Raw genomic sequence first — 18,932 nt, forward strand, 5'->3', positions numbered from 1 at the left:
ATGCAAACTAAATACAGAACTTCACTGTAAAAGCCAAAATTCGATTAGATTCAACCCAATAACAAATATTCTCTAAACAAAAACGTCTCCACTAATGTGAAGACGTATTTAGATTAATGCTAGTTACTTTGTTTAAGAAAGCAGATTTGCCTTACTCAAATAGCGAGTGTTAATTAAATGTCTCGCTAAAAAAGCTATCCATTGCTACAAAAGAACGGGCCGCCACTTTAGGGTGGTACTCTGCTTGTCCGGCTCTTTTTGCTGCTGGATTAGTAAACGAATGTACCGCACCGCCGTAAGCAACCAGTTGCCAATCAACATTTGCGGCGTTCATTTCTTTTTCAAAATTACTTACTTGCTCGGCTGGAACAAAGGGGTCAACGGCGCCATGCAATACTAAAATGGGTGCTTGGATATTTTTAGCATCCTCAGTATTTGGAGTATCTAAATTGCCATGAAATGACACTACTCCACCAAGCTCTTCACCAGCTCGCGCCAGTTCTAACACTGCACCACCGCCAAAACAAAATCCAATGGCCGCTACCTTTGAAGCATCTGCCGATTTAGGCAGGCTACTTTTCATTGCTTCTAAAGCAGCTTTGGTTCTCTCACGCAGCAATTGACGATCACTACGTAGAGCAGTGGCAGCTACCTTTGCTTCCTCGCCATTGGTTGGCCTAACATCGCTTCCATACACATCAGCCATCATTACCGCATAACCCATCTCGGCAATTTTTTTCGCTTTAGTTAATGAACCTTCGGTAGGGCCCATCCAGTTAGGGACCATTAATACTGCTGGTAGTCCTTGCTTGGTATCATCAAAGACCAAGGTGGACTCAAAGCTTTTGTCACCAATTGTATGAGTAACAGTTTGGCTTACCATTGCCGCATGAATATTAAAAGAAAGCGCCAAGCCAGCCAGTAAAGTAAAAGTTTTCATTGTATGTCCTTATAGTCGTGGTTACCTCAAGCATTACGCTCAGTGTAGTAGAAAAGTTTTCGAACACTGAAAATATGTATCTATAGAGAAGCGCTGCTAATTTATTCGCTGCTTCAAAATTAAACTAGCAACTTACTCTGGTAATAACAACTGGCTGTAAACTAAACAGTTAAGCCTTCAACTACCAAGAAGTTCACGCATTATGTGGTATGGTTATACGGGATAACGAACAAGCTATAAAAGACTAACTATTGCGATGAGTGACAACACTTTTTTATTTCACGACTACGAAACTTTTGGCGTACACCCTGGGCGAGACCGCCCTTGTCAGTTTGCTGCAATACGTACCGATTGGGACTTAAACCCAATAGGAAAGCCCATTGAGTTGTTTTGTCAGCCGCCTAATGATTACGTACCTCACCCTCAAGCTTGTTTGGTTACAGGTATTACTCCGCAATTAGCCATGAAAAAAGGCCTGATTGAAAGTGACTTCATAGAACGAATCAATAATGAGTTTAGTCAACCCGGTACCTGTGGTGTTGGCTATAACAGCATACGTTTTGATGATGAAGTTACCCGCTATACCCTATACCGTAACTTTCTCGACCCTTATGAACGTGAATGGAAGAATGGTAATTCTCGTTGGGATTTAATCGACATGGTTCGCGCGTGTTATGCGCTTAGACCAGAAGGTATTGAATGGCCAACTAATGACGATGGCTTAGTCAGCTTTAGGCTTGAATTGCTCACCGCCGCCAACGGTTTAAGCCATGCTAATGCCCACGATGCGGTATCAGATGTATACGCCACCATCGCCATGGCTAAGTTGATTAAAGATAAGCAGCCTAAGCTATTCAATTATTTGCTTAATCTTCGAAACAAAAAGTCCGTCGCTCAACAATTTGATCTACTCAACAACAAACCTTTGGTGCACATATCGGGAATGTTTGGCGCAGCACAAGGCTGTGCCTCTTGGGTGTTGCCTATTGCTTGGCATCCAATCAACAAAAACGCCATGATAGTGGTCGACTTAAACAAAGACGCCAGCGTTTTACTGTCACTAAGTGCAGAGGAAATCCACCAACGGCTGTATACCGCACGTAGTGAGTTGACTGCCGATGAACTGCCGATTCCGGTAAAACTTATTCACACCAATAAATGCCCAGTACTCGCCCCAGCTAGCACCTTAACGCCGGAACGAGCGGAAGAATTAGGCTTAAACCGAGCACAATGTCGTCAAAGTTTAGATTTATTAGCAAAAAACAAAGCTGAGGTTGAACAGAAGCTGTCGCAAGTATTTGCCATAGAACGTGAGTTTGACCAAGACAGTAACCCCGATACTGCCTTATACAACGGATTTATTGGCAACGCCGATAAAAACCTTATGCAAGTTTTACGCTCTAGCGATCCTAACTTGATTAGCAAACAGCAGTTTCAATTTGCTGATCCAAGGCTTAACCAATTAATCCTGCGTTACAAGGCGCGCAATTACCCCGAGTGTTTAAATGAAAGCGAATTGCAGCAATGGCAAGCGCATCGACAAGCCTCAATTACCGAGCAAGTTGCGCTGGTGTTTCCAGAGTTAGAAATGCTGATGAGTGAGTATCAAAATGATACTAATAAAATAAATATACTAAAAAGTCTATATAACTACATAGAAAACCTTTAAAACGTGAGCAAAAGACTATTTTATTTGGCTGCCTAAGTTATAATCAACACTGTTCAGGGAAGGTAAAGTAATACAAATGAAAATGCGTCAACACATCAAATGGTCGATAGCTACTACAGCAAGTCTTGCTGTTGCTGCGACGTTGTGTTTTTCGCCAAAGTGTTACGCCACCTATGAGTTGCAAAACCTCCGCCCTTCTTCGCTGCTGCGACTTAGTGCCGAGCAATTCGCCGTGTTAGGCGAAATCTTCGAAAAAACCTATCAAGATACCGACTTCTCGCCCACCCTAACTAATAGTTACTTTTCCGATTCTGAGCTTTACGACATGGTAGCTGTACCGGTGGTGCAAACACCATTTAACAGCTTTAGACTGGAGTTGTTTAGCCACATCTACGATCCAAAATACTCGGTGTACAACCAGTTACATGAAGACTCTGTCTACCATAACCTTGGTCAACGCCAAATGTCCTACTTGGTTGATAAAACTGATATTGCAGTTGGCTTAGGATTTGTGGCACCACTAAACGAACAAATGTCGATGCGAACTATTATTTCTAGCCACGATATCCCTGGCTATGGCGACAGTAATTTTTCAGTGGGCTTAGAATTTAAATACTAAACCCACCACTTCATTTACCCTTTATTTTCGAATACCACCGCGCTGTTTGGTGCTAAGCAAATGGTTAAACCCTTATCAGTTTGTTTACTAACAAAGCGTTTGTCTGCCCATAAAACCTGCCACTGCTGATCTAAACTTAGCTCTATATTCAAACTATTGTGCTCGTCCCAGTTAAACCAATATTGACGAACTAACTGCTGGTTTTGATATTGCTTAGCATGCTGCAAGCTAAAGTCAGCAAAACGGGCTGCGTCTGCTTGGTTTTTCTCTAGCACATTTAATACGCTAGCCTGCGCATCGTCTAGCTCTGTTAGGCGATCGCCAGAGAACACTAAACCGCTACTCGCCAATAAGCTCACTCGGTGCCAGTTGTAAGCGTCGTCATCGGTATGTTGGGTAGAAATATTATTTAAGGTCACACAATCAGGATCGTTATGCCATAAGCGCATATCTTGCCAATTGCGAAAGAAAGTCTCTTTAGCGATTTGCTTAAATCGCCCAATATTTCGCTCAACATCATCGGCAATACGCATCCCGTGCACAAGACCTAATGACGGCCACATTGGGGCATTACAGCCAAGAATATAGGCCTGCCCATCACAGGCTTTATTGATGGTTTCCATACCCATTCGGTAAGCTTCAATCCGAGTTTTATTGGGATCAGCACGATAACCTTTAGCCAATGTTCCCCAATAAATAGCGTCTAATTTAAAGTACTTCACTCCCCAGTGGTGGTACATATGGCTAAACACCTGGTGCAGATACTGGTTTACTTGCACTTGGGTAGTATCTAATACGTACCAAGGCGTACAGCGCCACCCGCCATAAGTTACTTCTTCTGCTGCCAAAGGCTGACCGTCTTGATCTTTCACAAACCACTCAGGATGTTGCTTATACAACCGAGACTCAGCTTGCGCAATAAAAGGTGCTACCCAAATGGCGGGCTCTTTCCCTTGCTCTCTAATTCGTTTGCATAAGCCTTCTACGCCACCACTAAAACGATCAGACGGATACAGCCAATCCCCCATAAACTCTTGGTAGCCATCATCAATCAACAAGTAATCTAAGTGATCATGTGGGCTAATAAGCTGTTGAAGATTTTCCTCAATATCCTCTGCGGATACATCAGCATAATAGTGATACCACGAGCACCAACCGTTCGGCTTACTCGGCCAGCTAAGCCGAGGATGATGCTGCTGTATTGCATCGGCAAATTGTTCTAATACGGCTTCGCGGCTCTCTCCGCTAGCCACAAATAAGCTTTCACTATTGATGTAATGGTGGGCAGGGATAGCAAGGGTATCGCTATCAATACCAATGACTAAACGGCCACTAGGGTATACCTTAAAATAACCACTAAAGCGGTGGCATGAACTAAACCCCAGTAAGGTGTAATATCCGTCACTTTCAATAAGTAGCTGATTATATGCAGTAAAGTGATCAGCATCTTCACTAAGCCGATACTCTCCTGCATCGGGGCAGCGACCAATCGCAGTGATGTTATTCGCAGTACCGGAGTTCTGCGCTAACATTTGAAAACCCTCACCATAAAACTTGGCATTGTCAGGTAATTGGCCGTCGAACAAATCAATTTGCCCTAAGCTCATGCTATGAGCAGACAAATTATCTACTCTTATCACACATTCCGCCCCACTCCATTGTGGCGTGTATAAAACTTGCTCATGTGGCGAGCTTAACTGCCACTGACGAACCAACCGAAGAACAGAATCAAGCTTTGAAAACACTTATCAACACCTTTAGTTACAATAAATTACGCGCTACACAGAAACAGCTAAAACAAAGATATATTTTAACTAAACACGAATTAGGCGGATTATAATCGAAGTCTTAGCAAAGTAATCAACATTTGTTGCTAGGTTCGACAAATTAAAGGGAACGATGAAATGTCAGAAAATACCCACGCAGACCTATCGCTAACTAACGCCCTCCAAACCGTATTGGCCAGCAAGCAACTGCCAAATATGCTCAATAGCCAACAAACCAAAACACTATGCAACATCCTAAGCTGTAACGTTATTGAGCTTGCAGAACGCATGCTACCTTTAGCAGCCAGTTTTTCATTTGCTCCCAAGTCTAATTTCCATGTAGGGGCTATTGCGGTTGATAAGCAACAACAGCTATTTTTAGGCGCTAACTATGAGTTGGAATATGGGCCACTAACCGGCAGTTTGCATGCGGAACAAAGTGCTATATTTAACGCACTTAGCCACCAAGCAGACGAACTCACCGATTTAGTGATTAATGCAGCACCATGTGGTTATTGTCGTCAGTTTATTAACGAGCTAGCTAACGCTGCGCAGTTAAAGGTGCGCTTTAATCAACAAAGCTATGACTTCCCTCAATTGCTTCCTCAATCTTTTGGACCAAACGATCTAGGCGTGCAAGCTCCACTGGCTAAACTTAAGCTTGATAAGGCCAGCCAAGCTCCCGATTTTGCTAAAGCCAGTTATGCCCCTTATACCCAAGTACAAAGCGCCATGTTTGCTTATCAAGGCGACAAAGTAATCGCTTGGAGCTGTTATCTAGAAAACGTAGCGTTTAATCCTTCTCTCTCGCCGCTTCTCACTTTATTATCTCAATTAACCCTTAATCACCTGAGCTTAAACAATGTTGAACGCTTCGAATTATGGGAACATAAAGACAATCGATTCAGCTTTAAGCAAGAATTACAAAATTTCGCGGAACATTCTCAAAAACCAATGGTCCATCATTACTATCCTTCAACTTAGGAGTATTTAAATGTTAGGAACTGCGCTAAGCGTTTCTGGAACTAAAGTGTTATTGCTCGGAGCAGGCGAACTTGGCAAAGAGGTTGCCATTGAATTACAACGTTATGGCGTTGAAATTATTGCGGTAGACCGTTACCCCAACGCTCCAGCGATGCACGTTGCGCATCGCAGTTATGTTATAGATATGCTAGATGGAGAGGCGCTAAAAGCCCTAATTCTTAAAGAACAACCACAGCATATTGTTCCCGAGATAGAAGCCATTGCCACCGACGCTTTGGTTGAATTAGAGCAACAAGGTTATGCGGTAACGCCAACTGCGCGCGCTACTCAACTCACCATGAATCGCGAAGGCATTCGTCGCTTAGCCGCCGAAACACTAGGTTTACCTACTTCTGCTTATCAATTTGCCGATAGCTTAGAAGAGTGCCAACAAGCCGTGGCAAACGTAGGTTTACCATGTGTACTCAAACCAGTGATGAGTTCTTCTGGTAAAGGACAATCAACCTTACGTAATAGCAACCAAGTTACCGCTGCGTGGGATTACTCGCAAGAAGGTGGCCGGGCTGGTGCGGGTCGCATTATTGTAGAAGGCTTTGTGGATTTTGATTACGAGATCACCTTGCTTACTGTAAGTGCCGTAGACGGTATTCATTTTTGTGCGCCAATTGGTCACCGCCAACAAGATGGCGATTACCGCGAATCATGGCAGCCACAAGCGATGTCAGAGCTTGCATTAGCGAAGTCACAAGAGGTCGCTCGTAAGATTGTTAGCGAGCTAGGTGGTTACGGTTTGTTCGGCGTTGAGCTATTTATTAAAGGCGACGAGGTGTTCTTTAGCGAAGTGTCGCCACGCCCGCATGATACCGGCATGGTAACCCTAATTTCTCAAGACTTATCTGAATTCGCTTTACATGCTAAAGCCATTCTTGGTTTGCCTATCAAACAAATCCATCAATTTGGTGCTAGCGCTTCAGCAGTGATCATGGGCGATGGCAAATCTCAAGACATTCGTTTTAGTGGCTTAGCCGAGGCTTTAGATACTAGCGATAGCCAGCTGCGTTTGTTCTCTAAACCAGACATTAATGGTCAGCGCCGTTTAGGGGTAGCCTTAAACCGTAGCGACAGCATTGAGCAAGCCGTAGATAACGCCAAGCAAGTAGCGGCAAATGTTAAGGTGACTTACTAGTAATGACGGCAGGGTCATTTGCTTTAAATGACGAAGAATTGGCGCTTCTATTAGCGCCAAGCTCAGCCCCTGTCTCTTCAAAATTACTTCGAGTATTGTGGTTTCAACAAACGCCAATTTGTAACACCTCCCCCATTGAACACATTTCTGTCCAACAAGTTGATGAATTACAGCTGCAGCTTCAGCAATCCAATGAATTTGACGCGATTGTTTTAAACTGTGCCAAATTGAATAGTGAGCAGCTAGCTTTACTTGCTGATTTACTTGAAGAGCAATCGCAGATCTCGGTATTTTTGATCGGTGAAATGCCCGCAATGTCATTTGACTTACCCGATTTTATCTACTGCTATAGCCAGCAGGAGTTAGATGAACAGTTTGCTCATTGGGGCGACAGCATTAACCGACAATACAAACAATGGGCTAACAATAAGTTCGTTTACTTATATAACCCTCGACCTACCGAACCATTGCGGCAACAAGTGCAGGAATTAGGTTTTAGCTTTTGTGAGTATTGGCAGCCGCAGCAGCAAGGTATTGCTCAGCAACTCCAACAGGCTAACTTAGTGATGCTGGCAGTCTACGATGATGATCCACATATCATTGATACCATAGAGCGTCTTGCGGCTATTTTGCACCGCCCTGGCTTAATACTGGTTTTTCAAGAGCAATCTAAGCTGAAAAACAGCATAATTTTGCTGGCAAAGCATTATGGTTTAAACCTATATACGTCGATCACGGTTGGGCAATTCAAAACCCAAATAGGCTACTTGAGCCGTCAATTTTTCCGCTTATATCGCCACAAGTTAAATCAACTTAGTCATGCCACTAAACATAGCCAGTATCTGATTCATGCAACGACAGACAACAGCTTAGTTGGCTACTGGGATTGGCCAACAAGCATTGAACAAGACGAGCAATTTAATGCCCCTGTTAATGCAGTATATTGGCACCACTTTAAGCAAGAGCTGAATCACCGTAATTTGACGCTAACGCAAATAGCCGATCATTACTCAGAAATGATGTTGGTGTTTAGCCCTGAACTGCCCATGGAAAATCTAACCAGCTTAGTGCGTATTAAACAACAAAACGTGCAACTAGCTTGGCAACCCAATTTAGTGGCTCAACTAATAAACAATTCCACAGTGTTGGACTTAATTGATGTGCTAGTGATTTCTTTGGATATGTGGATTTTGCTCAACGTAAATAATGACAATCGTGGATATTGGCAAACCATAAAACAGCGCTGCTTAGAGAAACAGGTGTCATTAGCGATATTAGGCGTGCAGCCTGAGCTTATTCAATATTGGCGGGATAAAGGATTTGATTTGTTAATTCACCGCGATGAAGCGGATTAAGTAGCCTAAGCAAATGCTTACTAGGCTACTTCGTAGTACTTAGGTGTAATAGATAATTCTTTATCAATGATGGTTTTTGCCATTCTGGCACATTTTCCACACTCAGAAGCAACGCCATTCTTTTTGCGTACATCAGCTAAGTTTTCACAGCCCTGTTGTACTGCTTCTTTAATTTGCTTATCAGTAATGCCGTGGCATAAACATACAAACATTGCTTCACCTCATCAATCACAATAAAGCAATTATATTGCGAACCATTATCATTCGCAATATCTTTTTAGGCTTATACCGGATTATCTACATCAATAAAGGTAACATCTAGGTCGTGAGTTTCTGCCAACCACTCCCCTAGAGCCTGCGCGCCATAACGTTCGGTAGCGTGGTGGCCAGCGGCAAAGTAATCAATGCCCATCTCACGCGCAGTATGTACGGTGTTTTCAGAGATTTCGCCACTAATAAATGCATCTAAGCCCTGCTCAGCAGCCAAACCAAGATAGGATTGACCACCACCAGTGCAGATACCTACTTTTTGAATGCTATGGCCATTAGCAATGTGCAAAGGTTTACGCTGCAGCACCTGCTCGATACGTTTGGCAAACTCTTCACCGGAAAGAGGCTCTTCTAACTTACCTACCATGGCTACGCTACGCGGATCCCACGCTTCCAGGCCGCGCTTTAAAGTAATGCCAAGGCGCTTAGCAAGCTGTGCATTATTGCCAAGCTCAGGATGTACATCTAAGGGTAAGTGGTAGCCATAAAGGTTAATATCGTGGTTTAACAAGGCTTGCAAGCGACGACGCTTCATACCGGTAACCACTGCAGCTTCGTTCTTCCAAAAGAAGCCGTGATGAACCAAGATAGCGTCGGCTTTATGCTCAATGGCTTGGTCAATTAAAGCTTGGCAAGCTGTAACACCAGTAACAACTCGCTTAACCTCTGCACGACCTTCTACTTGTAAGCCATTGGGACAGTAGTCTTTAAACTTAAAGCTTTCTAAGTGCTGGTTTAATATGTTTTCTAATCGGGTATTTTTCATTACATTAACTCACAATGGTTTGGCACATTGTAAGTAGCAGACCCAGCTTTAAACAAGCCTTATAGATTAGAACAAAACAAACTGGTTAATTTTGTCAGCTTGCTGCATCCAACTTGGACGGTCATTGCGCTTAATCCACTGGCGGTGTAATGCGCTATAGAAAGGCGCTCTTAGGCCGGCAAGGGCAACAAAAGGGAAAGAAACCAAACCCACTAAAAATAGTGCGATACGACGAACGATGATAATGCTGGTAGAAAATTGCTTACTCATTTCGAACACCTCAACTGGTTAGACCACTAAATAATAGCTAACATTTGGTAATAAAACTACAAAAACCGGTAAAACAGTCGAAATAAAAAGCAAAATATTTAAACAAGTGTAAATTAATAACAAAAGGGCAACATTTGTGAATAAAAAAGCATGGGAAAATGATCTGCACTGGTGTTTAAACGCGCCTGCTTTGCTGCCTCATGCCCTGCCTTTTATGGTTGACTCTACCTGGCAACAACAGTGGCAATGGACGCTTAAGGAGCATTTACCCCATATAGCTGAGCCACAGGCTAACTCTCGCTTAGGTTTATATTTTGAGCAATTGTGGCGGAGCTTAATTGAAGCACACCCAGAATGGCAGCTACTCGCCGATAATGTCGCTGTGCAACAACATGGGCGAACCCAAGGCGCTATCGATTTTTTGCTGGTAAACCATCAGCAGCAACAAATAGAGCACTGGGAGCTAGCGGTGAAGTTTTACCTAGCACGCAATGCTTCACCTTGCGCTTCTGATTACTTGGGGCCCAATCAACAAGACAGACTAAGCAATAAGCTCAGTAAATTACTGCTCAAGCAAATCCCTTTAGGTAAACACCCACAGATCCAAGCATTAGCCCAAAAATATGCTAACTACTCTTTTAAACAGCGCATTGTGTTACCCGGGTATTTGTTTAAATTGGGCAATGATAGCCCCCCCACTCCACAAAATTTGCATTGGTATAGCCTAACTCAATGGCAGGCAATGCAAGCTCAAGGGTGGTGTGTATTAGCTAAGCAGCAATGGCTTAGCCCTAACGCTTATTCACTAAGCAAAGCTGGTAGTGTAATAGATGTTTCACGAGGCCCTGTACAACTCTACTTACCAGAGCAAGCTAAGCAGCAGGAAAAGCGCATCTTTGTTTGCCCTGATGATTGGCTCACCAGGGCAAACAATATTAAGAGCTAGTTTTACTGTTCTTCAGATGAATACTCTCGCATCATCTCTTCAACGGTTTCAACCATATGTTTACTGCCACAAAAAAAGGGAACCCGCTGATGCAGCTCTTCTGGTTCAATATCCATAATACGAGTAAAGCCATCACTGGCCTTGCCCCCTGCCTGCTCAATCAAAAAGGCCATCGGATTACATTCATACAATAAACGTAACTTCCCTTTAGGTGCAGAAGCCGTTGAGGGGTAGATGTAAATTCCGCCTTTTAGCAAGTTGCGGTGAAAATCAGACACCAAAGATCCAATGTAACGCGAGGTATAAGGTCGATTGGTTTCTGGTTCAATTTCTTGGCAGTACTTTAAGTACTTCTTAACCCCAGTTGGAAACTTAAGGTAATTACCTTCATTGATTGAGTAAATTACCCCGTCATCAGGAATGGTCATATTCTCATGAGAAAGGTAAAACACCCCTAACGATGGATCACAGGTAAAACCATGTACCCCATGACCAGTGGTATATACCAGCATCGTCGATGAACCATATACCACATATCCTGCAGCAACTTGGCGATGACCCGGTTGCAAAAAGTCCTCTAATACTGCTGGCGCACCACAAGGGCTGATACGCTTATAAATTGAGAAAATGGTCCCAACCGACACATTTACGTCAATATTTGAGGAACCATCTAAAGGATCCATTAGCACAACGTATTTACTGTCGATAGAACGAGCACTGTCAAAACTAACAAACTCATCTTCTTCTTCGGAGGCTACGCCACATACCTCACCACGCGCTTCAAGCGCAGCTTTAAATTTCTCGTTCGCATATAAATCTAATTTTTGTTGCACTTCTCCTTGCACATTTTCTACGCCAGTAGCGCCGATAATATCAACTAACCCTGCTTTGTTGATCTCACGGTTAACTACTTTAGCGGCTAAACGAATAGCCCCTAATAGCTGAGTAAGCTCCCCTGTGGCATCGGGAAACTGGTGTTGTTTTTCTATTATGTATTCACCAAGAGTTATCATTTTAATCCCTATTTATTAGCACGCTTCCTATGAAAACCTTTTCAGCCTTCAATGTTATTTTGCAAGTATTTACGAAAAATTACTAGCACATCAGTTTAATTGTCATACATATAAAGCAAAAAAAACATTTGCAAAATCTCCAAACAAAGAATACTGTATATTCATACACTGTATAAAAACACAGTTAAACTTCGACATTGACTTAGAGCATGGAGCGAACAATGGCACAACAAATTGAACAACTGCTACAAAGCAACAAGGTATGGCAAGGCAGCCAATGGCAACACAGTCATCTTGACGTTCATTCAAGTGGCTTTGCACAACTCGACCAACAACTACCTAACCATGGTTGGCCACAAGGTGGCATCACCGAGGTGCTGTACGAAAAACATGGCATTGGCGAGTTACAATTATTGCTTCCTGCTCTAGCTAAGCTTAGTCAACAATCACGCTGGATTATTTGGGTTGCACCACCATTTATGCCTAATGCCCCTGCACTACAGCAGCATGGCGTAGATATTAGTAAAGTCATTGTTATTCGATCTGAGCAGTGTAGTGATGCCCTGTGGACCATTGAGCAAGCATTAAAAAGTGGCTCTTGTAGCGCAGTATTAGGCTGGTTAGACGGCTTAGATTTAAAAGCCAGCCGCCGCTTGCAGCTAGCAGCAGAACAAGGAGATTGCTTAAGTTATTTATTTAGACCGCTACAGCAACAACAGCAAAGCTCTAGCGCCAGCGTAAGAATGGCCTTGCACCCTAGCAAGTCACCAGAACACATTAACTACCATCTGCTAAAACGTCGTGGCGGCGCCCCGCTCTATGAGCAACACATTCCACGACTTAATTAGTGCCGATGCCTTTTATGCAAGTGCAACATGTATTGGATTTACCTTGATTTTCCCCAGCTCGCGTTGGACCTACTACAACGCGAGCACCCTAGCCAACAAGCCTTGGCAATACACCACAACAAGCAAATTATTCAGTTAAACCAAGTTGCACATAATTTGGGGGTGTATTTAGGCTGCTCACTCAATACGGCTTATCAGCTGGCACCTCAGCTCTGCTTATACCAACAAAGCGATTTATCTTGCGATGCTTACTTTATGGATTTAGCTCAACAGGCTTTGCACTATTGCGCTCAAGTCGCCACTCATCCCGATAATGGCTTATATATAAGTGGTGCCGGTATGCATACCATTTACCCTAAACCAGAGCAGCATGTGTCTAAGTTGGTACAACACTACCAGCAGCAACAGCTTAGCTTTCGGATTGCCCATGCCCATAGCGCGATAGCTGCCCGCTGGTTAGCACGTTCGCAAGATATCAAGCAAGCAGGATCAGGAATTACTCAGCTAGCAGATTTACCACTGAACTTTAGCGACTTACCCTATCACCAAATCACGGCTTTACAAGCGATGGGCTTATATACCATTAAACAGCTTAATGGTTTACCTCGGCCAGAGCTGCGTAAACGTTTAGGCGAAGATAGCCTAGCGTTACTCGATCAAGCCTATGGGCGATTAACGACTCCACTGCGCTTCATCACAGCACAAGCTCATTACCAACAACGTTTTCCTTTGTTAGCCGAAACCCACACAATTCAAGGTCTAATGTTTTCACTAAAACAAGCTTGCCAACATTTTCAGCAGTGGTTAAGACAACACCAGCTTTGCAGCAATATATTGGTCCTGCACTTAAATTTTAGAGATAAACCCAGCGAACAGATCATCTTAAAAAGTGCTCGTTTATTACAAACCAGCCAAGATTGGCTAGCACTATTTCGTTTAAAGTTGGAATCTACTCGCCTAGCAGCTGCGGTGATTGAATTTAGCCTAGATTGCCAAGCCCTTTATCCCCTTGGTCACCAAATCACCGGTTTGTTTGAACAACAGCAACCCATTGGTGATCGCTTGCTGTTTGACCAATTAAGTGTGCGTTTGGGCGAGCAAGCAATTAGCCGCTTAAGCTGCCAAGCAGATTTTCGCCCCGAATTCGCCAGCCAATATCAGCCTTTGTCTCAGCATGAGACGCTTAATTACCCCAAACAGTTTGCTCGCCCCTGCTGGTTACTGCCGCAGCTAAAACCCATCAATATTGAACATTACACCCTATTCTCTGAGCCCGAACGCATCGCTAGCGGGTGGTGGGATGAACAAAGCATTAACCGAGATTACTACATGGCGCAAAGTCCCAATCAAGGCCTGGCTTGGGTATGCCAAGAAAAACAACAGTGGTACCTGCACGGCTGGTTTGCCTAATGAATCACTCACTTTTCGCCGAGCTTAATGCCCAGAGTAACTTTAGTTTTTTATACGGCGCTTCACACCCAGAAGAAATGGTAGAGCAAGCTCAACGTTACGGCTATCAAGCCATTGCCATTACTGATGAATGCTCATTAAGTGGAGTTGTTCGAGCTCACCAAGCCGCCGAACCATTAGCCATTAAGCTTATTGTAGGTAGCCAGTTCACCACCGATGAACAATGCCAATTGGTGGTTCTGGCTAAAAATATTAAAGGTTATCAGCAACTTTGTCGCTTTATTACTCAAGCAAGAAAGCACAGTAAAAAAGGCAGTTATCAAGTCACACTACAACAATTTGATCAACGACTTAACCAATGCTTACTCTTGGTTAAAGCCACTCCTGCGCTACAAGCAATACACCTTAAACAGCTGCAGCAGCAATTATCTCAAAACCTCTATTTACTGTTACATAACGACTTATCTCAACCCACTAAAGTGCTAAATAGCTATCGGCAATTAGCCAAGCAACACGCAATACCCTGCCTTGCATCCATTAACCCACGCATGCACTTGGCTAATAGAAAGCGCTTAGCCGACATCCTTGATGCCATTCGCCAACACAGCACAGTGCAGCAAGCCGGTTTTTTATTAAGCAGTAATGCCGAACGTCGCCTATTACAGTGGCCTCATTTACAACAGCGCTACTCTAGTGACGAATTAGCCCTTAGCACTCAACTTGCTGCGCAATGTTGTTTTAGTCTTAATGAGATCCGCTACCAATATCCTAAAGACAATGTACCGGCGGGTTACAGCGCCCAGCAATATCTGCGAGAACTTGTTGAAACAGGCATACAACAGCGTTTTGGTGAGCAGCTTTCTGCTGAACTACGAGCGCAAATCGAACATGAGTTAAGCTTAATTAGCGAGCTCAATTACGAACACTACTTTCTCACTATTTACGATATTGTGGCCTACGCACGGCAGCAAAACATTCTCTGCCAAGGGCGAGGCTCTGCCGCCAACTCAGTAGTGTGTTATTGCTTGCATATTACCGAAGTTAACCCCAGCCAAGTGGGCTTACTGTTTGAGCGCTTTATTTCTAAAGAACGTAATGAGCCACCAGATATCGATGTCGATTTTGAACACCAGCGCCGCGAAGAAGTCATTCAATACATCTATCAAAAATATGGCCGTGACCGCGCTGCTTTAGCTGCCAGTATTGTCACCTACCGCACCCGCAGTGCAATTAACGAAATAGGCAAAGCCTTAGCTATTCCTGCGCATATACTACATGGCCTTAACCACAATATTGATTGGCGTGATGGCAGTAACTCAACCAGCCCAAAAATTGTTCAGGCTGGCCTATTGCCAGAAGCCAATGCACGCAATTTTGCTGAACTAGTGGAACAATTACGCGGCTTTCCTCGTCACTTGTCACAACATGTGGGCGGTTTTGTTATTGCCCAAGACAAGCTGTGTGACTTAGTCCCCATAGAAAATGCCGCCATGGCCGATCGCACTATCATCCAGTGGGATAAAGATGATTTAGAAGCGCTACATTTAATGAAAGTAGATGTACTGGCTTTGGGAATGTTAAGCGCCATTCGCCGCTGCCTTGCCAGCTTAAGCCAACGAGAACAACGCACCATTAGCCTTAGCGATATTCCACAAGATGATAGCGCCACTTACGACATGTTATGCAAAGGCGACAGTGTGGGCATTTTCCAGGTTGAATCTCGCGCACAAATGAGCATGTTGCCACGGCTAAAACCTCGCAACTATTATGATCTAGTGATAGAAGTAGCAATTGTTCGCCCCGGCCCAATTCAAGGCGATATGGTGCACCCTTACTTGCGCCGACGTAATGGCGAAGAGCCGGTAGATTACCCTAGCCCAGAAGTAGAAGCCGTATTAGCGCGCACCCTTGGTGTGCCGATTTTTCAAGAACAAGTGATTAAATTGGCCATGGTAGCAGCAGGATTTAGTGGCGGCGAAGCAGACCAACTGCGTCGCGCTATGGCCACTTGGAAGCGCAACGGCAAGCTAGCCTACTTTCGCGATAAACTCATCAACGGCATGCAACAGCGCGGCTACCCTGTCGCATTTGCTGAGCGTTTATTTTCGCAAATTCAAGGTTTTGGTGAATACGGTTTTCCCGAGTCTCATTCAGCCAGTTTCGCCTTACTGGTTTATATTTCATCTTGGCTAAAATGCCATGAGCCAGCGGCATTTTGCTGTTCACTACTTAATAGCCAACCCATGGGCTTTTATAGCCCTAGCCAATTAATTCAAGATATACAACGCCACGGAGTGAGTATTCTGCCCATCGACATTAACCAAAGCGATTGGAAACATAGCCTCGACTACAGCCAAGATCCTAAGGGCGCAATTAGATTAGGATTAAAACAAGTAAAAGGACTAAACAAACAAAAGTTTGCTCGCTTATTAGCAAATCGACCGAGCCAAGGTTTTAGCCAACTCAGTGAATTAACCCAGCAACTCGACAAAACCAGCTTAGAGTCTTTAGCCACTGCCGACGCTTTTGCCTGTTTAGCAGGGCATCGCCACCAAACCCGCTGGCAAATGAGCGGTACCGAGGCCCCCTTACCACTATTTGCTATGCCCAAAGAAGCACCGGTAAACTTAACGGCACCTAGCGAAATAGAAGATATTCGCCAAGACTACCACGCAACGCGGGTTAGTTTGCGCCGACATCCACTGCATTTACTGCGTGAACATCAGGCGCTAAAAAATTGTTACTCACAAGCGCAATTGCATCACTGTAAACACGGTCAGTTAGTTAAGGTGGCAGGTTTAGTGGTGGGTCGGCAACGGCCAGGATCTTCAGCCGATGTCACCTTCGTCACCTTAGAAGATGAAACGGGCAACAGCAATGTGATAGTCTGGTCAGCAACGGCTAAAGCGCAGCGCCAAGCTCTTATTTCTTCTCGTCTTCTAAAAGTACACGGACGATTAGAACGCTGCGATGAAGTGATACATATTATTGCAGGGAAGCTTGAAGACTGTTCGTGGTTACTCGCCGATTTATCGGTACGCTCGCGAGACTTTCGCTAAGCATGCGATAGATAAATAACAGCAAATAGGACAACAATGTTAGACCGTTACGCCATAAAAATTATAAAAGCACCATTAGATTACAGCGCTAAACAACTCGATAATGCCGGTTTAAGCGCCAATCAAATTACCCTTATTGGTTTTTTTATTGGTTTAAGCGCCATCCCTTTTCTCGCATTTCAGCAATACCATGTTGCCTTGGCGCTTATTTTACTCAACCGGACTTTTGATGGTTTAGATGGCGCATTAGCGCGCCGACAAGGTTGCAGTGATTTTGGCGGCTACCTCGACATTGTTTGCGACTTTATTTTTTACTCCGGCATTGTGTTAGGTTTTGCGCTAGCAGCTCCCGAGCAAAATGCCGTTGCGGCCAATGTACTTATTTGGACCTTTATGGGCACCGGTTCAAGCTTCTTAACCTTTGCGATTATGGCCGCTAAGCGCAACATTGATAACACAGTGTATCCGCATAAGTCTTTGTATTATTTAGGTGGCTTAACGGAAGGAACAGAAACTATCGCTACCTTTGTACTATTTTGTTTGTTCCCACAGTACTTCGCTAAGTTGGCATTTATATTTGCTGCTTTATGCAGCATTACCACGGTAACTCGCATACTGGCAGCTAAAGCCACATTTACCGACAACGGCGGCACAAACAACACCGCAGCGTAAACAAAAAACCGGTAATACTCTGTATTACCGGTGGCAACTTGCCAAACTAAGCGTCAAAACAATAACAGGCAGAAATTATCGTTCACCAAACGCTTAGCGGTTTATGTAACTTAACAGCGCGGCGAATCACTGCGCTAAGCCTTAGCGCAGCGCTACTCTGCAGCTAGGTTGTTATAGGCATTAATACTCATACCTGCGGTAAAACCACCATCTACCCCTATCGTTTGCCCGTTAACAAAGGCACAGTCGGGAGCGGCCAAAAAGTGAATAATGGCAGCAACCTCTTCCGGCTCGGCGATACGACCCAACGGCACTGCTTTATGCTCCATGCGGAGTTGAGGTTCACCACCTTCGGCTCGCGCCATTGGTGTATCCACCGAAGTTGGGCAGATGGCATTCACCCGAATATTTTGCTCACCTAATTCCAAGGCTGCGGTTTTAGTAATCCCCAATACCGCCCACTTAGAACTTACATAAGGGGCTAAGTAAGGCACGCCTTGCACACCCGCGGCAGAGGCAACATTTACAATGCTGCCGCCCTGGCTCATGTACTGTGTGGCGTGTTTAATGCCGTATACCACACCCATGGTGTTCACATTAAAATTGAAATCAAAGTCTTCTTTTTCAGACTCAAGCAAAGTGTTGTAGCCGCGATTAACCCCAGCGCAATTAACAACGATGTCGATTTTCCCGCATAAATCATTGGCGACAGCCATTAAGTTGCGAACGGAGTTCTCATCAGACACATCGGTTTTTACAAAAATGCCGCCAATACGTTCCGCAAATTCAATAGCATTTTTTCGCCCGGCAATCACTACTGTTGCACCCGCTTTTGCCATACGCTCGGCTGCTGCTGCACCAATACCAGAAGTGCCACCGGTAATTACCGCTACTTTACCGTCCAAATTAAATAGTTGATTCATCTTCTCACCTCTTATCGTTTGTGCAGCTCTATGCCGCCTTGAATAACGACAAGTTACCGATGTTGACCGCTTTAACAGAGTTACACACTGGAACCTTAGGTAAGTTACCTAAGCAAAAAGGCTTGAATACAGACACCGGTAAAAGTACTACAAAACCCCACGTCGCAAAGTGAATCAAACTTACCCAATCGGATAAATAACCAACTTATTCAGTAGTTTATATAAAATCTCAAATT

At 44.1% G+C, this 18,932-nt stretch carries 17 protein-coding genes; 10 read left to right on the forward strand and 7 right to left on the reverse strand.

Annotation, left to right across the window (positions count from 1 at the left end; all coding sequences use genetic code 11):
* Window positions 1–169: 169 nt before the first annotated feature.
* On the reverse strand, window positions 170–940 hold the full coding sequence (locus tag LQZ07_RS14735) for a dienelactone hydrolase family protein (RefSeq protein ID WP_152780880.1): 771 nt from the start codon (window positions 938–940) through the stop codon (window positions 170–172).
* A gap of 256 nt (window positions 941–1,196) precedes the next feature.
* Between LQZ07_RS14735 and sbcB the strand changes: the two genes are divergently transcribed.
* A complete protein-coding gene (sbcB, locus tag LQZ07_RS14740) occupies window positions 1,197–2,609 on the forward strand; it encodes an exodeoxyribonuclease I (RefSeq protein ID WP_152780882.1) in 1,413 nt (470 codons plus the stop codon).
* A gap of 76 nt (window positions 2,610–2,685) precedes the next feature.
* Window positions 2,686–3,228 (forward strand): hypothetical protein, encoded by a 543-nt coding sequence (locus tag LQZ07_RS14745; protein WP_016401889.1) that lies wholly within the window; start codon window positions 2,686–2,688, stop codon window positions 3,226–3,228.
* 14 nt (window positions 3,229–3,242) lie between these two features.
* On the opposite strand, the gene LQZ07_RS14750 is transcribed toward LQZ07_RS14745, so the two are convergent.
* Window positions 3,243–4,973, reverse strand: a complete 1,731-nt coding sequence (locus LQZ07_RS14750; RefSeq protein WP_152780884.1) for a glycoside hydrolase family 36 protein — start codon at window positions 4,971–4,973, stop codon at window positions 3,243–3,245.
* A gap of 159 nt (window positions 4,974–5,132) precedes the next feature.
* Here LQZ07_RS14750 and cdd point away from each other — a divergent pair, with 159 nt between their 5' ends.
* Genes cdd through LQZ07_RS14765 form a run of 3 tightly spaced genes read left to right on the forward strand, consistent with a single transcriptional unit; the run spans window position 5,133 to window position 8,519 of the window.
* The gene (gene cdd, locus LQZ07_RS14755; protein WP_152780886.1) at window positions 5,133–5,978 is read left to right on the forward strand and encodes a cytidine deaminase; all 846 of its coding nucleotides are present in this window, start codon (window positions 5,133–5,135) and stop codon (window positions 5,976–5,978) included.
* Between the two features lie 10 nt (window positions 5,979–5,988).
* A complete protein-coding gene (gene purT / locus LQZ07_RS14760) occupies window positions 5,989–7,164 on the forward strand; it encodes a formate-dependent phosphoribosylglycinamide formyltransferase (protein ID WP_016401892.1) in 1,176 nt (391 codons plus the stop codon).
* A 2-nt stretch (window positions 7,165–7,166) separates the two neighbouring features.
* Window positions 7,167–8,519: a hypothetical protein gene (locus LQZ07_RS14765; RefSeq protein ID WP_152780888.1), complete on the forward strand. Its 1,353-nt coding sequence runs from the start codon at window positions 7,167–7,169 to the stop codon at window positions 8,517–8,519.
* Between the two features lie 20 nt (window positions 8,520–8,539).
* Here the strand turns inward: LQZ07_RS14765 and LQZ07_RS14770 are convergent, their stop codons facing one another.
* The 3 genes from LQZ07_RS14770 to LQZ07_RS14780 form a co-directional block, all read right to left on the reverse strand.
* The gene (locus tag LQZ07_RS14770) at window positions 8,540–8,731 is read right to left on the reverse strand and encodes a bacterioferritin-associated ferredoxin (protein ID WP_016401894.1); all 192 of its coding nucleotides are present in this window, start codon (window positions 8,729–8,731) and stop codon (window positions 8,540–8,542) included.
* A 71-nt stretch (window positions 8,732–8,802) separates the two neighbouring features.
* Window positions 8,803–9,555: a Nif3-like dinuclear metal center hexameric protein gene (locus LQZ07_RS14775; RefSeq protein ID WP_016401895.1), complete on the reverse strand. Its 753-nt coding sequence runs from the start codon at window positions 9,553–9,555 to the stop codon at window positions 8,803–8,805.
* A gap of 66 nt (window positions 9,556–9,621) precedes the next feature.
* The gene (locus LQZ07_RS14780; protein ID WP_016401896.1) at window positions 9,622–9,825 is read right to left on the reverse strand and encodes a DUF2517 family protein; all 204 of its coding nucleotides are present in this window, start codon (window positions 9,823–9,825) and stop codon (window positions 9,622–9,624) included.
* 136 nt (window positions 9,826–9,961) lie between these two features.
* On the opposite strand from LQZ07_RS14780, the gene LQZ07_RS14785 reads away from it, so the two are divergent.
* A complete protein-coding gene (locus LQZ07_RS14785) occupies window positions 9,962–10,771 on the forward strand; it encodes a DUF1853 family protein (RefSeq protein WP_152780890.1) in 810 nt (269 codons plus the stop codon).
* Between the two features lie 2 nt (window positions 10,772–10,773).
* Here the strand turns inward: LQZ07_RS14785 and fbp are convergent, their stop codons facing one another.
* Window positions 10,774–11,784: a class 1 fructose-bisphosphatase gene (fbp, locus tag LQZ07_RS14790; RefSeq protein WP_016401898.1), complete on the reverse strand. Its 1,011-nt coding sequence runs from the start codon at window positions 11,782–11,784 to the stop codon at window positions 10,774–10,776.
* 221 nt (window positions 11,785–12,005) lie between these two features.
* On the opposite strand from fbp, the gene imuA reads away from it, so the two are divergent.
* From imuA to LQZ07_RS14810, 4 genes are read left to right on the forward strand one after another with little or no spacing between them, the layout of a single operon-like run.
* Window positions 12,006–12,632: a translesion DNA synthesis-associated protein ImuA gene (gene imuA / locus LQZ07_RS14795; RefSeq protein WP_194164083.1), complete on the forward strand. Its 627-nt coding sequence runs from the start codon at window positions 12,006–12,008 to the stop codon at window positions 12,630–12,632.
* 27 nt (window positions 12,633–12,659) lie between these two features.
* Complete coding sequence (locus tag LQZ07_RS14800; RefSeq protein ID WP_152780894.1) at window positions 12,660–14,042, forward strand: DNA polymerase Y family protein; 1,383 nt, start codon at window positions 12,660–12,662, stop codon at window positions 14,040–14,042.
* On the forward strand, window positions 14,042–17,101 hold the full coding sequence (locus tag LQZ07_RS14805) for an error-prone DNA polymerase (RefSeq protein ID WP_152780896.1): 3,060 nt from the start codon (window positions 14,042–14,044) through the stop codon (window positions 17,099–17,101). Before LQZ07_RS14800 ends, LQZ07_RS14805 begins: the two co-directional genes overlap by 1 nt.
* A 36-nt stretch (window positions 17,102–17,137) precedes the next feature.
* Window positions 17,138–17,773 carry a CDP-alcohol phosphatidyltransferase family protein gene (locus LQZ07_RS14810; protein WP_152780898.1) on the forward strand — a complete coding sequence of 212 codons (636 nt, stop codon included), beginning with the start codon at window positions 17,138–17,140 and terminating at the stop codon, window positions 17,771–17,773.
* 152 nt (window positions 17,774–17,925) lie between these two features.
* Here the strand turns inward: LQZ07_RS14810 and LQZ07_RS14815 are convergent, their stop codons facing one another.
* The gene (locus LQZ07_RS14815) at window positions 17,926–18,696 is read right to left on the reverse strand and encodes an SDR family NAD(P)-dependent oxidoreductase (protein ID WP_152780900.1); all 771 of its coding nucleotides are present in this window, start codon (window positions 18,694–18,696) and stop codon (window positions 17,926–17,928) included.
* Window positions 18,697–18,932: the final 236 nt, after the last annotated feature.

Source organism: Agarivorans sp. B2Z047 (assembly GCF_023373605.1).
GTDB classification, from domain to species: domain Bacteria; phylum Pseudomonadota; class Gammaproteobacteria; order Enterobacterales; family Celerinatantimonadaceae; genus Agarivorans; species Agarivorans albus.